Below are 13,169 nucleotides of genomic sequence, written 5' to 3'. Positions count from 1 at the left end.
ATAGTGGGCTATCTGAGGGTTCTGCTGACGCAGTAGGATTCAAAATAGGCTAGCACTGACTAGCTATTTGTTTGAATATGCCTAAAATACTAAATAATAGAGCTTAGTGAGCATAGCCCAAATTATTAAAATTCCTCACTAAGTTCTATTTTACGTTATATAAATTATGTTTTAGCAAAGAGTGGCCACGTCCCTGGATAACGACTTACCCTAAAGGACAACGATTTCTAAGTATCAAAAATACTGATACTAAGAACTCTGTTAGTAAGCATCAGAGGTCATAACCAAAAACTCCACCTGATACCAAGAATTCTGTTTATCAGTGAAGATAGTATACTTGGAAATAGATATTAAAAATTTGATTTATAGGGTTATTGTTATTATTTGCTAAGAATGATAAAATAAGCTTATAAAATATATTTTAGGAGGTGCTTAAAATGACTAAAAGAATTAAAAATTTAAATGAATTCAAAGACGCCACTATAGATGCTTCTAAAGTTACTGCTAAAAAGGTAATTGATGCATCTGAAACTGCTAAAGAGAATATACAAAAAAATTTAAATGAACTTAAAGACGTTTCCAAATCTACAGCTCAAAAAGTAAAGGTTGCTTCCAGAACTGCTAAAAAAACAATAGCTAAGACTTCTGAAGACATAGCAAAAGTAGTTAACATAAAGGGGATCAAAGAAAATATAGAACCACCTTTAAACAAATCTAAAGAAAATATACAAAAGAATTTAAGCGATTTAAAAGATGTTACCCTAGATGTTTCTAAATCTACTGCTAAAAAGGTATTAAATGCTTCTGAAGAATTAGTAAACTCTGTTAAATCTAACATAAATAAACCTAAAACTTTTACTAAATCTCTCTATATACAATACCTCGGTAAGGAAATAAGTGAAGATTATTTAGTAGAACAATTTAAACTAAAATGGTCTGAAACTCATAAATTATCGGATATAACAGACTTAAAAATCTATTATAAAGTCGAGGAAAACACAGCTTATTACTTGGTAAATAATGAAATTACTCTATCCATAAAATTCATCTAAACTTTTATATCATCAGTATAATTCCGTAAAATAAAAATTATTTTTTAAAGGCACTATGAAAGCTTTATAGTAATCATAGTGCCTTTAAATTAATAAACAAAAGAGATTTGGTATAAATTTTTTTCATTTTAGTTAATATCATTAATTATACTTTCATTCCCTTGTTTTTTTGCTTCTTTCCAAAGTTTAAAGAGTACATATATTCCTATAAAGCCAACAATAATTTCTGCTAATAAAATAGCAACATATGATGGAGTAAATATTGAAATAATTGAAGGAAGCCCATCCCAAAATCCATGTAATAAAACCACTAATAAATATCCTTGAATAACTTTCAAGTTTAATCGAAAATGTCCCATTGCCCTTTCTCTTAAAAAAATGCCTGCAAGTATTGCTGTCCATGTGCCATGGCCTAATGGCGCCAGTATCCCTCTTAACAATGTAATATATACAGTAAGTGTTAAATTTCCACCACTACGAAGAAAAATAGTAAAAGCATATCCTGTACTTTCTAAAGCAGCAAATCCCATTCCTGCCGCAGCTCCAAGAATAATTCCATCTAACATTAACTTGTGCTGTTTACGTCTAATAATAAATAAAAATCCTAAAAACTTTGTAAATTCTTCAATAAAGCCAATAATAATTGCAGTTCTAAAATTAAGAGTATGAATAAAAATAGGCTCTAATACTGCAGCTGCAAAGGTTCCAATAAAACCACCATAAAAAAAGCTTGCAGCAGTTTTTAACATACCTACATTGCTTCTATTCTTTCTTTCATAAAAAAAAGTTAAATAGGTTACTGGTATCAAAAAATTCCCAAGCATAACTACAGATGGAAATACATTAGAATTTTGTGTAATTATTAATACCACAAGACCCATTACATATGTAACGAATCCAATAATCATAACCTTCCACCACTTGCTGCTCTTTCTAGAGTAATGATTATCTGTTTTTTCTAAAGTTTTATATTCCATTTTATCCTCTTTTATCCTCATTTCATAGTGAATTCTCTTCACTTTTATAACCACTATTATTTTCAAAACACATAAAAAGTATGCTTACTACATACTTTGTTCTATGGTCAACATGCTAAGTCCAGTTAAGAAAATATTAAAATTCATAATTTAATCTACATTAGTAACATAAATTTCCTTATATAAATATGCTATTATAGAGGTCTTTATTTAACATTTTGGAGGTCAGAATATGAATTACGAAATAAAGGATTGTATTGATGCTGGAACAGAATATTGCCCATGTCATCTTGCTGAAACCGGTGATTGCCTACTTTGTTCCCATCTTCAAGGGAAAAATTTTTGTGATTGTACTAACTGGAAGGGAGTTTGTATATATCAGGAATATGCCTGGAATAGTAACCATGCAAAAAACTTAAGAAAAGTATCACTATGCAAAATACTGAAAAAAGATTTATTGGATACAAATGTTATTTGCTTTACTATAGTTGCAAAACATAAGCTTGTTCAAGAACTGTCACATCCTGGTAGTTTTGTTTTTGTAAGAAATCCTAAAAGCAGCGGATATTTTGATGCTCCAATTTCAATAATGGATACAGATGTAAATGAAAACATTATAAAAATAGTAATTGAAACAAAGGGCATAAAAACTAAAACCATCGATGAACTTAAAGAAAATGACAACATAGCCATAAGAGGACCGTATTGGAATGGTATTTTAGGGCTGAAAAATATATATCAAAGTAAGGATGGTACATCTTTAATAATTTCCCGAGGTATTGGAATGGCACCTATGGTACCTGTAATGAAAAAATTATATGGAAATGGCAACGAAATTATTGCCGTAGTTGATAAAGGCAAATTCAAAGATATCTTTATTAAAGAGTATCTTGATTTATGCAATACTAAATTAATTCAGTGTAATATTTTAAACACTGATGGCACTCTTTCTGATGAACTAAAAAGTATTATAAATAAGTATGAAAAAGATATAAATATTATATATTGTTCCGGTCCAGATATATTTATAAGTAACCTTCTAGAAGCCACTAACGATGATACTAAAATAGCCTGCTGCAATAATGCAAGAATGTGCTGCGGTGAAGGTATTTGCGGTACCTGCAGCACCCGATATGATGATGATATAGTAAAAAGATTGTGCAAACTACAAATTGATCCCAAATATATATTTAAAGGCAGAAGGTCATTATAGTTAAAATTTTAACCTGACTAACTTGGCGTAAGTCTCCCACTTATTCAAGTGGGAGTTCAACGCCAAGTAAGCCATGCATTTGCAGTTCTAAAATTCAGATGGGATAAAAGAATCCCCACCTGAATTAAGAACTTGCTTCAATGAATTTATTGGGGAGGATTATTTTATATGAAAGTTATAATTATTGGAGGCGGCTGGTCTGGCTGTGCAGCAGCTATTACTGCTAAAAAAGCTGGCGCAGAAGTTGAAATCTACGAAAAGACTGATTTGCTATTAGGACTTGGAAATGTTGGCGGCATAATGCGAAATAATGGGAGATACACTGCTTCTGAAGAACTGCTTGCGTTAGGTGCAGGTGATTTAATAAACATAACGGATAAAAATACAAGGCATAGAAATATTGATTTTCCAGGGCATAAACATGCCTGGCTCTATGACGTAAATAAAATCGAGCCATCAGTTAGTAATTATTTAAAAGATCTAGATATATCAATAAACTTAATAAAAAGAGTAATTGATGTAAAAAAGGCTAATAAGAAAATAGAAGGAATTTATCTTTCAGATGGCACTTATATAACTGGAGATGTGTTCATAGAAACCACTGGTTCCACTGGTCCTATGGGCAACTGTCTGAAATACGGTAACGGGTGCTCCATGTGTATACTAAGGTGTCCTGCCTTTGGACCAAGAGTAAGTATAAGCAGTAGAGCAGGTGTTGATGATCTCCAGGGGGAAAGAGAAGATGGAGATCTTGGAGCCTTTAGCGGCTCCTGCAAGCTTGCCAAGGAGTCATTAAGTCCTGAAATAGTTGAAGAATTAGATTCAAAAGGTGTAGTTGTACTAAAAATTCCTTATGAAGATGTAAACTTAGATAAACTTAAAATAAAGGTTTGCCAGCAGTATGCTCTAAAGGAATTTGCTGAGAATGTCATACTTTTAGATACCGGTCATGCAAAACTTATGACCACCTTCTACCCATTAGAAAAGCTCAGAAAAATACCGGGTCTTGAAGGTGTTAAATTTATAGATCCTTATGCAGGTGGTAAGGGAAATTCTATTCGTTATTTATCTGTTGCACCTCGAAATGATGATATGAAGGTAAAAGGTATTGATAACCTGTTTTGTGGTGGAGAAAAAAGCGGTTTATTCGTTGGACATACGGAAGCTATATTAACAGGTTCTCTAGCTGGTCATAATGCTGTAAGAAGTGCTCTTGGAATTCCATCTTTGATTTTGCCAAGAGATTTAGCTACAGGAGATCTTTTAGCATTTGCAAATTATAAAATGCTGGAAAAAGACGGAAGAAGAAAGCGTTACACCTTTGCTGGTTCTGAATACTTTAAAAGAATGATCGAGTTAGGTTTATACACCACAGATAGTGAGGAAATAAAACGCAAGGTTGAAAAATTAAATCTTACTGATATATTTAATCAAAAGCTAGTTTGAAAAAGTTTTAATGTAAAAATATAGGAGTCTGTGTTAATAATTTTGTGTATTCTCAATAAAAATTTTTCCAGTATACATTATTTTAAGAGGATAACTTTGTAGATTATCCTCTTAAAATAATATTACATTTTTACAAAATATTTAATTTAATAATTTAATTGTTTTGCTTTTATAAGCTTGCAATTATTCATCATAAAAATGATATGGGTAAGTTGATACTATGATATTTTCATTATGTAAAATTGATTCTCTTAGCAAGAAACTTGTATGATTGTGAAGTAAACTTCCCCACCACTCCTTAACCATAAATTGTGATAATAGCAATGTTATTTTTTCATCTTTTCCAGCTGCTTTTGCTATAGTATCAATATACTTTATTAAAGGAGTAATTATGGCTCTATAAGGTGAATATTCAGTTACTAAAACTATATCCGTATTTAAATCTTTCCACTTATTTTGTAATTTTTTCAGTTCATTTTTATCTGTATAAATGCTAAGCGCTATTACATTAGATGTGATACTTCTTGCATATTGCAGTGAATTTAATGCAGCTTTATTCAAACTCTGCACAGGTACTATAACAATATGAGTGAATTCTTTACCTATGTTAGCATTAATCAAATCCTTATCAGATGTGCCTAAATTACGTGCAACGTTAGTATAATGTTTTCCTATAGCCATCATAATAAGCACAAGAATAGGTATAATTATTATAACTATCCAAGCTCCTTCATAGAACCTTGCATATATTATTATCATTGCTGTTATGAAAGAAATAATAGCTCCAAGTCCATTAATAAATGCACGAGGTTTCCATCCAACTTCTTTACTTTTTTTCCAGTGGATAACCATTCCTGTCTGAGCTAATATAAAAGAAAAGAAAACCCCTACTGAGTATAATGGAATTAACCTATGGGTATTTGCATTAAAGATAATAACAAGTATACAGGCAATGAAGGAAAGTGCTACAATTCCATTTGAAAAACTTAATCTCTTCCCCCTTACCGTGAATTGCCTAGGCGCCAAACCATCCTTTCCAACTACATACATAAGCATTGGGAATCCAGTAAATGCAGTATTACATGCCATAAGTAGTATGATTGCAGTAGTAATTTGGACTACATAGAACATAAATGTATTTCCAAAAACACCATGGGCAATTTGTGACACAACAGTTGGGCTACCTAGTGCTGTTGGATACGCATGATAAAATCTTGCCAGTAGTGAAGTACCACCAAATATAAGAAATATTAAACTTGCCAATAAAAGCATAACATAAGTAGCATTTTTTTGACTTGGCTCTTTAAAATTAGGGACAGAATTGCTTACAGCTTCAAGACCTGTTAAAGCTGAACATCCTGATGAAAATGCTTTTAAAATTAAGTATATACTTATATCCCCAGTAATTTTAATTTGTGCATTTATCATAGGCTTCGGAGCCCCATATAAAGAATATCTTATTAAGCCATAGACAATCATAAACAGCATACTGAATATGAATAAGTATGTTGGCACACTAAATATTTTTCCAGATTCACTGACACCTCTTAAATTTAATATGGTTAATACTATAATGAGTATTACAACTAATATGACTCCATGTTTCTCAAGACTAGGAAATGCTGATACAATTGCTTCCATTCCAGCACTAGCACTAACTGCAACTGTCAGTATATAGTCAATAAGCAACGCTGCTGCTGCAATTAATCCAGCTTGAACACCTAGATTTTCCTTTGCCACAACATATGCTCCACCACCCTGAGGATATGCTTTTATGATTTGAATATAAGAAATTGTAAGCATAAAAAGCAGCCCTATAATCATTAATGAAATTTTTCCAAGCCATTGATAAGATGCTAAGCCTATTACAACTATTAATACCCCTAAAATTTCTTCTGCTGCATAGGCCACAGATGAAACTGCATCGCTGGCCATTACTGCTAGTCCAAAAGGTACATTATATTTTTCACCAGAACGTTGTTCATTGGATAATGGTTTTCCTGTTAATATATCAAAAAATCCTTTTAACATTATATTTCCTCCTATGTATTATTTTTGTATATGATATCCATTATAAAGATATAATTACTAAAATAAAATATAGAGAAATCAATTACATTATTACAATTATGTTAATTTTGTTATCCAAACTTTATATATTGTAATATGCTTAAGGCATAAAAAGCTGTAATATAATCAAAAATCATTTTTTGATTATTTATATCCTCTATAAAAATGTAAATATATTTGATAGAGAATTGATAAGTCCATTTTTCAAAATAAATACCTCCATATTTGTTAACACTATGAATCAAGGAATTCATCAATATGCAACTTTGTCCTGGATCCATTTGTAGTTTTAGACATTTATAGCTTCTATTATTAAGACTTACAAAATATCAGATAGACGTTTTGAATATTTAAGAAATCCATGGTCCATATTTAACTCTATAATTCCTATCTCATTCAAATATTCAACATATGACTTTAACATTCTTTCTATTACGATATATTTATATTTGCTATTTACATGAATATTAAAATTTTTAATAACTGTCTTCAAAATATCTTCCATGGTCATTGCACCATCTATTACAGCATTTACCCTTTCTGCTATATTCTTATAGAAATTTATATTATCAGTTATAAGTTTTTCAATATCATCATACATACCTTTATGTGCCACTATGTATTTACTGCATTTTAAGTCATAAAGCTTTAATTTACTTTTCAAATCCTCTCTAAGTATATAGGCGTAAGGCATTTTAGCCCCCTTCATTATTTCGTAGCTTATGAGAACATCTCCTAAATATGCAACATCATCAGGGGTAGTAATGCATATATGTGCAGGACTATGTCCAGGTGTATGAAGAATTTTAAATTTAATGCCATACACATATATTTCATCTTGGTTATTCAAAATCATAATATCTGTTTCACAAACCATATGTCCAAAATGTTCTGTAACTTCTGATAATGTTTGGCTGCTGTAATAAACCTTTAGATTGACTGTGGAACTGCAAAAAAGAGCTTCATAGGCTGACATAGCTATAACACAATTATATTTTTTCTTCAAATATGCATTATTTCCTATATGGTCTATATGAGCATGACTGCATATTATGCCAACTACCTTAAAGTTGTTTCTTTCCAAAATCTCATCTATACCTTTTCTCTCCCCTTTTGCCCATCCTGAATCCAACATAATAATTTCTTTATCGTTAACTTTATAAAAAGGTATGTACGTCATTCCAGTATTAATAACAAATGTATTCCCCTTTACTTTTTTTATATCCATTTATTATCTTTAGTGAAAGAGTGTATAATAATTACACAAAGACACTAAATTTCACTTCCTCTCTATATCCAGCTTATAATCCCATGCTCAGGTGAATCCTCATTAACTTTTTCTTTTACGAAAAATATAAGTAACAAAAAATCCTCTATCATCTTGATTTTCAATATACTTAATTAAATCAAATAACTTATTAATATCTTCCAAATCAGTTGGCTGAATCAAATCCTCTTTTCTAATTTTAGGGTCAACTTTATGCTTTTCTCCAAAACCACATATAAATAAAATACCACCATCAATTATATGATTTTTAATATCTGCAAGTTGCTCTTTGTTTAATCTATAATGATTAATTAAAATATTATCAAATATGCCGATATTCTTTAATGAATTAGCTATACTTAAATCAATTTGTTTTGTATTCACAGAATAATTATTTCTTTTAGCAAACATTTGTAAACGAGCAAGTGCTTTACTGCTGAAATCAACGCCTGTTACTTCAAAACCATTTTCAATAAAAAATAGAGTGTTCCTACCATCACCACAAGCAATATCAAGAACAGAACCATTTCTAAAATATCTTATATTTTCAACTACTGATTTTTCAGGACTTAATAACTTATCACCCCTATTGGCAAATTTTTCATCCCAATATTTTTTGTTTCCCATGTACTCCATTTTGGACCTCAACCTCAATTTATTTCGTATAAAATTACTTCTCTGCATCATCAAACTTTCAATTATTCAATACATAAATAGTATAATACATCTCTTGAATTATCAATTAATAATTAGAATGCTTCATAAATATATCCATTATCTTTAAGTATTTGTTGTCTAATATCCATATTTCAATCCTCTTTATAATAACAAAATTTAATTTTAATTATGATTTAATATTATTTGATATCAAAGTATTATTAAATAAAAATACTTATAAAGTACCTAGACTACATACCTTTTATTGCATCGCCAAACAATTCTACTGCGTATTTCATTTGTGGAGTTCCAAACTTTCCTTCCAAATGGACTACCGCAAAGCCCACATATAACTCTTCCTGCAAAAGGATTATCTAATGTTGCATAGTCTAACTTAAATACACCATAAGTTTCAGCAAATACCCTCCTTCTTTCCATTTCAAGCTGTACTGCTTCCCACATTTCTTTATCTATTATTATTGTTAGATGGCTTTCTTCCACATAGTATTGGGGAACGTCTCCATGCTTTCCAAGCTGTCATTATGATAAGAATTATTAAAATCGCTAAATATATAACATATAAAGTCCATTTCATAATTGTCATTACATTAGCTATACTTGCAACGACTATTAATTCTTTAGGATAGTTAAAAAGCATTATTAATATAAAGCAGTTTTCTAAATAGTCAAAAGTGCCTCTAATATAAGGAAGTAGATTTATTTTTTGCATTTTCCCTAGGATTGATAGCTTCTTAAGAAAATATGTGATCAGTATTGAACTGAATATCATCAATGAAAGTGAGAATACATAATCTATAATTAGCCATTTAACATAAAACTGTCGACCTAAAGCTCCCATAGCCTTGATAGTATCATAGGCTTCTCTTGAACTATAACTTAACTTCATATCCAAGGTTCCAACACCATTACTAACTTCTTTAAGTCTAGCTTAGCCAGTAATATTATTAATAGACAAATATCCCATGAATAATAAAATTCCTGCAAAAACTAAGATATATCTTTTTGTTGATATCTTTTCCGTATTACTTGATAATTTTAATAATAACTTTCTCATAAGTCCCCCTTAAACAAACTTTCCTTTTACATTTATAATTTTACTTAATCAAACCCCTTTGCTGAAGGCTGTTATATGTGGCTTTTTCTTTTGCATCTTTATTACGTAAAATGTTCTTTTTAAAAATAGGTTTTAACTGAAGTGCAATAATTAATCTCATAAATAAGCACTGAAAAGGATATTTATTGTCGTTTTTAATATCTTTTGTGATTTTAATTCCAAGCTCATGTGCTTTCCTTAAATATTTAGGACTTTCAATCGCTTTCCTTTCAACTCCCTTAATCATTGTATTGAAACCTAATGATCCCGAAATGTAACTTCTTTGGAATATTCCAAATTTGAATATTTCAGTAAGACTCTTTGCAACTTTTTTTGCTATAGTTCCGTATGCTGAAGATATTCCAACACCATATTTCCCTCCAAGCAAAGATGCATACAGTGTATAAGGTCCCAACCTCTCAAAAAAAACCTTCATTATCGCATTATATCCCCTTTATCATCAGTATAAGAAATCACTTCAATTGGCTTTGCTACAATTTTCATAATACTTCATCTCCCCTATAACCTAGAACTCATGATTTATCTTTAGTGAGAGTGCGTATCATAAGTCCCAAATCCTCACTAAAACTAACTTCTTTTCTTTTTATACTTTTTTATGTGTATAACATGTTAATAACTTTATTAATAATTACCCCTATTTTAATGATATATCTTATGAACCAGTTGATTTATATCTACTCAAACCAAATCTAAAAAATGCATAACTGGGAATCAAAAATAACAATGCTATCACAGGCAAGAACATAAAAAGCGGGTTCCGTTCTCTGTCCATCAAATATAATAGTGGGTAATATTGAAACAAAGCCAGCGGAATTACAAACGTGAGAAATTTTAAAACACCGTTGCCGTAAACCGAAAATGGGTATCGGCCAAACTGGCGTGCACCATAAGTAAAGATGTTTATAAATTCCAAACCCTCCATTGTAAAGAATGCACATGCTGCGTTAATGAGAAATAATCCAAAAAACAAAGCTCCTCCACAAAGAATCATGAGGTCGAGTGTCAAAATTTTTCCCAAAGACCAAGCGATTCCACTGATAGGGATTGAATAGCATAACACGAGCACAGACTGTACCAGTAAACCAAGTCGTGTGAAATCCATATTTGGCATCAGAACTTGTAGTATGATATTTCTCGGCCTGACGAGAACGCGATCAAACTCGCCATTACTAAGCATACGCGGGAAGACAGCCAATCCTCCTCCAAACATTTCTCCCAGTGAAAAAGCCATCATCACAATCGCGAAGCATAGGAGTACTTGGCCGTAGGTGAAGTCATCTACGGAGTTAATCCGTGAAAAAATAAAATACAAGCCGAAAAACGCTGTAAATGCCGTGATAAACTGTCCAACTGTAGTTAAAAAGAAAGATACTTTATACTGCATCTGGCTTTTCAGATTCAAGGCTATCATATTTAAGTACAACTTCATATTATCCCCCCTGCACAATTACTTTTTTCAAAGCGCGGCTCATAGTAAACCTTCCGACGATAAACAGCACCGTAAGCCAAAATAATTGAAAGACGATACCCTTCAAGGCATCCACACCTGCAATATTGCCGCTATATATACGAAGTGGCATGTTTTGCATGGCCGCAAAGGGAAGCAGTTGAACAACGGCAAGAACCGGCGCCAGAAAAAACGGCAAAGGTATTACGCCTCCAGACAAAAATGTTGTCAACGCAGTTACTATTATTCTTATGCCTCTTTGAGACACAATATAGAACAACAAAATATACATAAGCATTGCAAAGGCCACAACTACACACAACGCAATCATTGTTGACAGTAAAAACAGTATAAACTGTCCCATAGCAAGCGGCATGGACATTCTGAACGGCTCAGGAATGATAAGTGCCACAAGCAGCGCAGGCAAGCAGTTTATTATTGTAAACGCCACGCGGTTGGCGGCGGACTGACAAAACCAGCGGCCATATAAATCCATTGGCCGGACGAGTTCATAGGCAATGGAACCATCTCCAATGGCCGAGTAAATTTCTCCGTCGGAAAATACCACCGAGAACAGCACTATTAACGTCTGCTGCATCCATATGTAGGAAACAGTCTGTGAAAAATTCATTGGAAAAGCGACACTGCCGGTGCGGTAAAGCGCCGAGTACGCCAATACCTCCATAAATCCCCACGCAAACCTAGTAATAATCGCTCCAACCGTCACGGCACGGTATTGCAGGCTATTGATAAACCGTATACGGAACACTGATATGTACATTTTCATATGCGATACTCCTTATATAGCGTGGCAACCATTTCTTCAGTGGTGATGCCGGAAATAGAAATATCAATCAATTCCGTCCGCTCAGCAATATACGCAATGGCATCCGACACCTGCAAAACTGACGGATCAAGCTCAATTACAAGATGTCCTTCCTTAGCTTCAGCAAGTGCCATACCCTCACAAATTTCAGGCTCTTTTCCACTATACTTTATGATAAGTGTCTTGCGTTCGGATACATGTTTTTTCAACTCATCCAAGCTGCCATTGAGCAGTATTCTCCCTTTTCCGATTAGCAATATACGTTCTGTCAGTGCCTCAATATCCTGCATATCGTGGGTTGTCAGAATGACTGATGTGCCACGTTCGGCATTCAACCTTTTAATAAACTGCCTTACAGCGATTTTAGAAACCGCGTCAAGTCCGATGGTGGGTTCATCCAAAAACAATATTTTGGGATTATGCAGCAGCGAAGCAGCAATTTCACAACGCATTCGCTGGCCAAGGCTTAGGCTTCTTGCGGGGGTTTTCAATAATTCGCCTAAATCAAGCAGCTCAGAAAGTTCATCTAAATTATTTTTATATAGTTTTTCGTTTAGCCTGTACATGTCACGCAATAACTCCAAGCTGTCTATTACAGGCACGTCCCACCAAAGTTGGCTCCGTTGGCCAAACACAACTCCAATTTCACGGACATGAGCCTTACGCTCTTTCCAAGGTGTACGCCCGTTTATAATGCATTTTCCACTGTCAGGGGTAAGAACACCGCACATGATTTTTAGGGTAGTGCTCTTGCCTGCACCGTTGGGCCCGATATAACCCACCATTTCACCATCATCGATGGTAAAGCTAACATCGCTCAAAGCGTTAACAAGCTCATACTGACGTGAAAACAGCGATTTCATGGCATTACCTAATCCGGCCTGCCGTTTTGCGACACGATAGGTCTTATTAATATTTTGAAATTCAATCATAAAATTGTCCTCCAATCTAACATAAATAATCTTAATGATAGCTGTAAAATAACCTAAAACCTCCAAAAATAAATTCTAAAATAATTTTACTTTAGATAGAGAAAAAAAGGAAATAATTGAATATACCTAATACACCTTCCCAAAAGA

At 32.7% G+C, this 13,169-nt stretch carries 14 protein-coding genes; 3 read left to right on the top strand and 11 right to left on the bottom strand.

What is annotated here, in order from left to right; translation table 11 throughout:
• Nucleotides 1–437: 437 nt before the first annotated feature.
• The gene (locus ABF633_RS12410) at nucleotides 438–1,052 is read left to right on the top strand and encodes a DUF6465 family protein (protein WP_415524119.1); all 615 of its coding nucleotides are present in this window, start codon (nucleotides 438–440) and stop codon (nucleotides 1,050–1,052) included.
• A 128-nt stretch (nucleotides 1,053–1,180) separates the two neighbouring features.
• Here the strand turns inward: ABF633_RS12410 and ABF633_RS12405 are convergent, their stop codons facing one another.
• The gene (locus ABF633_RS12405; protein WP_415524117.1) at nucleotides 1,181–2,029 is read right to left on the bottom strand and encodes a PrsW family intramembrane metalloprotease; all 849 of its coding nucleotides are present in this window, start codon (nucleotides 2,027–2,029) and stop codon (nucleotides 1,181–1,183) included.
• Between the two features lie 232 nt (nucleotides 2,030–2,261).
• Between ABF633_RS12405 and ABF633_RS12400 the strand changes: the two genes are divergently transcribed.
• Both ABF633_RS12400 and ABF633_RS12395 read left to right on the top strand, forming a co-directional pair.
• Nucleotides 2,262–3,242, top strand: coding sequence for a sulfide/dihydroorotate dehydrogenase-like FAD/NAD-binding protein (locus ABF633_RS12400; protein WP_415524115.1), 981 nt, complete (start codon nucleotides 2,262–2,264; stop codon nucleotides 3,240–3,242).
• 168 nt (nucleotides 3,243–3,410) lie between these two features.
• Nucleotides 3,411–4,688 (top strand): FAD-dependent oxidoreductase, encoded by a 1,278-nt coding sequence (locus ABF633_RS12395; protein WP_415524113.1) that lies wholly within the window; start codon nucleotides 3,411–3,413, stop codon nucleotides 4,686–4,688.
• A 183-nt stretch (nucleotides 4,689–4,871) separates the two neighbouring features.
• On the opposite strand, the gene ABF633_RS12390 is transcribed toward ABF633_RS12395, so the two are convergent.
• From ABF633_RS12390 to ABF633_RS12345, 10 genes are all read right to left on the bottom strand, one after another.
• Entirely contained in the window at nucleotides 4,872–6,719 is a 1,848-nt protein-coding gene (locus ABF633_RS12390; protein ID WP_415524111.1) for an APC family permease, read from the bottom strand.
• Nucleotides 6,720–7,077: 358 nt separating this feature from the next.
• The gene (locus ABF633_RS12385) at nucleotides 7,078–7,986 is read right to left on the bottom strand and encodes an MBL fold metallo-hydrolase (RefSeq protein ID WP_415524109.1); all 909 of its coding nucleotides are present in this window, start codon (nucleotides 7,984–7,986) and stop codon (nucleotides 7,078–7,080) included.
• A gap of 102 nt (nucleotides 7,987–8,088) precedes the next feature.
• Nucleotides 8,089–8,661 carry a class I SAM-dependent methyltransferase gene (locus ABF633_RS12380; RefSeq protein ID WP_415524106.1) on the bottom strand — a complete coding sequence of 191 codons (573 nt, stop codon included), beginning with the start codon at nucleotides 8,659–8,661 and terminating at the stop codon, nucleotides 8,089–8,091.
• A gap of 267 nt (nucleotides 8,662–8,928) precedes the next feature.
• Nucleotides 8,929–9,183, bottom strand: coding sequence for a zinc ribbon domain-containing protein (locus ABF633_RS12375; protein ID WP_415524104.1), 255 nt, complete (start codon nucleotides 9,181–9,183; stop codon nucleotides 8,929–8,931).
• On the bottom strand, nucleotides 9,149–9,589 hold the full coding sequence (locus ABF633_RS12370) for a hypothetical protein (RefSeq protein WP_415524102.1): 441 nt from the start codon (nucleotides 9,587–9,589) through the stop codon (nucleotides 9,149–9,151). The genes ABF633_RS12375 and ABF633_RS12370 overlap by 35 nt, the downstream gene beginning before the upstream one ends.
• A gap of 42 nt (nucleotides 9,590–9,631) precedes the next feature.
• Nucleotides 9,632–9,757, bottom strand: coding sequence for a hypothetical protein (locus tag ABF633_RS12365; RefSeq protein WP_415524100.1), 126 nt, complete (start codon nucleotides 9,755–9,757; stop codon nucleotides 9,632–9,634).
• A 40-nt stretch (nucleotides 9,758–9,797) separates the two neighbouring features.
• Nucleotides 9,798–10,232: a hypothetical protein gene (locus ABF633_RS12360; RefSeq protein WP_415524099.1), complete on the bottom strand. Its 435-nt coding sequence runs from the start codon at nucleotides 10,230–10,232 to the stop codon at nucleotides 9,798–9,800.
• Nucleotides 10,233–10,469: 237 nt separating this feature from the next.
• Nucleotides 10,470–11,246 (bottom strand): ABC transporter permease, encoded by a 777-nt coding sequence (locus tag ABF633_RS12355; protein WP_415524098.1) that lies wholly within the window; start codon nucleotides 11,244–11,246, stop codon nucleotides 10,470–10,472.
• A 1-nt stretch (nucleotide 11,247) separates the two neighbouring features.
• A complete protein-coding gene (locus tag ABF633_RS12350) occupies nucleotides 11,248–12,051 on the bottom strand; it encodes an ABC transporter permease (RefSeq protein WP_415524096.1) in 804 nt (267 codons plus the stop codon).
• Nucleotides 12,048–13,022: an ABC transporter ATP-binding protein gene (locus ABF633_RS12345; RefSeq protein ID WP_415524094.1), complete on the bottom strand. Its 975-nt coding sequence runs from the start codon at nucleotides 13,020–13,022 to the stop codon at nucleotides 12,048–12,050. The genes ABF633_RS12350 and ABF633_RS12345 overlap by 4 nt, the downstream gene beginning before the upstream one ends.
• Between the last annotated feature and the right edge of the window lie 147 nt (nucleotides 13,023–13,169).

Origin of the sequence: Clostridium sp. (genome assembly GCF_047718555.1) — a bacterium.
GTDB lineage: Bacteria > Bacillota > Clostridia > Clostridiales > Clostridiaceae > Clostridium_I.
This window is presented reverse-complemented; position numbering and strand designations above follow the sequence as displayed.

Bases quoted from the DNA above. Each gene is read 5' to 3' on its own strand.
- ABF633_RS12395 (WP_415524113.1), top strand. From the start codon at position 3,411: ATGAAAGTTATAATTATTGGAGGCGGCTGGTCTGGCTGTGCAGCAGCT.
- ABF633_RS12345 (WP_415524094.1), bottom strand. From the start codon at position 13,022: ATGATTGAATTTCAAAATATTAATAAGACCTATCGTGTCGCAAAACGG.
- ABF633_RS12385 (WP_415524109.1), bottom strand. From the start codon at position 7,986: ATGGATATAAAAAAAGTAAAGGGGAATACATTTGTTATTAATACTGGA.
- ABF633_RS12370 (WP_415524102.1), bottom strand. From the start codon at position 9,589: ATGAAGTTAAGTTATAGTTCAAGAGAAGCCTATGATACTATCAAGGCT.
- ABF633_RS12360 (WP_415524099.1), bottom strand. From the start codon at position 10,232: ATGAAGGTTTTTTTTGAGAGGTTGGGACCTTATACACTGTATGCATCT.
- ABF633_RS12355 (WP_415524098.1), bottom strand. From the start codon at position 11,246: ATGAAGTTGTACTTAAATATGATAGCCTTGAATCTGAAAAGCCAGATG.
- ABF633_RS12410 (WP_415524119.1), top strand. From the start codon at position 438: ATGACTAAAAGAATTAAAAATTTAAATGAATTCAAAGACGCCACTATA.
- ABF633_RS12380 (WP_415524106.1), bottom strand. From the start codon at position 8,661: ATGGAGTACATGGGAAACAAAAAATATTGGGATGAAAAATTTGCCAAT.
- ABF633_RS12390 (WP_415524111.1), bottom strand. From the start codon at position 6,719: ATGTTAAAAGGATTTTTTGATATATTAACAGGAAAACCATTATCCAAT.
- ABF633_RS12400 (WP_415524115.1), top strand. From the start codon at position 2,262: ATGAATTACGAAATAAAGGATTGTATTGATGCTGGAACAGAATATTGC.
- ABF633_RS12365 (WP_415524100.1), bottom strand. From the start codon at position 9,757: ATGAGAAAGTTATTATTAAAATTATCAAGTAATACGGAAAAGATATCA.
- ABF633_RS12405 (WP_415524117.1), bottom strand. From the start codon at position 2,029: ATGGAATATAAAACTTTAGAAAAAACAGATAATCATTACTCTAGAAAG.
- ABF633_RS12350 (WP_415524096.1), bottom strand. From the start codon at position 12,051: ATGAAAATGTACATATCAGTGTTCCGTATACGGTTTATCAATAGCCTG.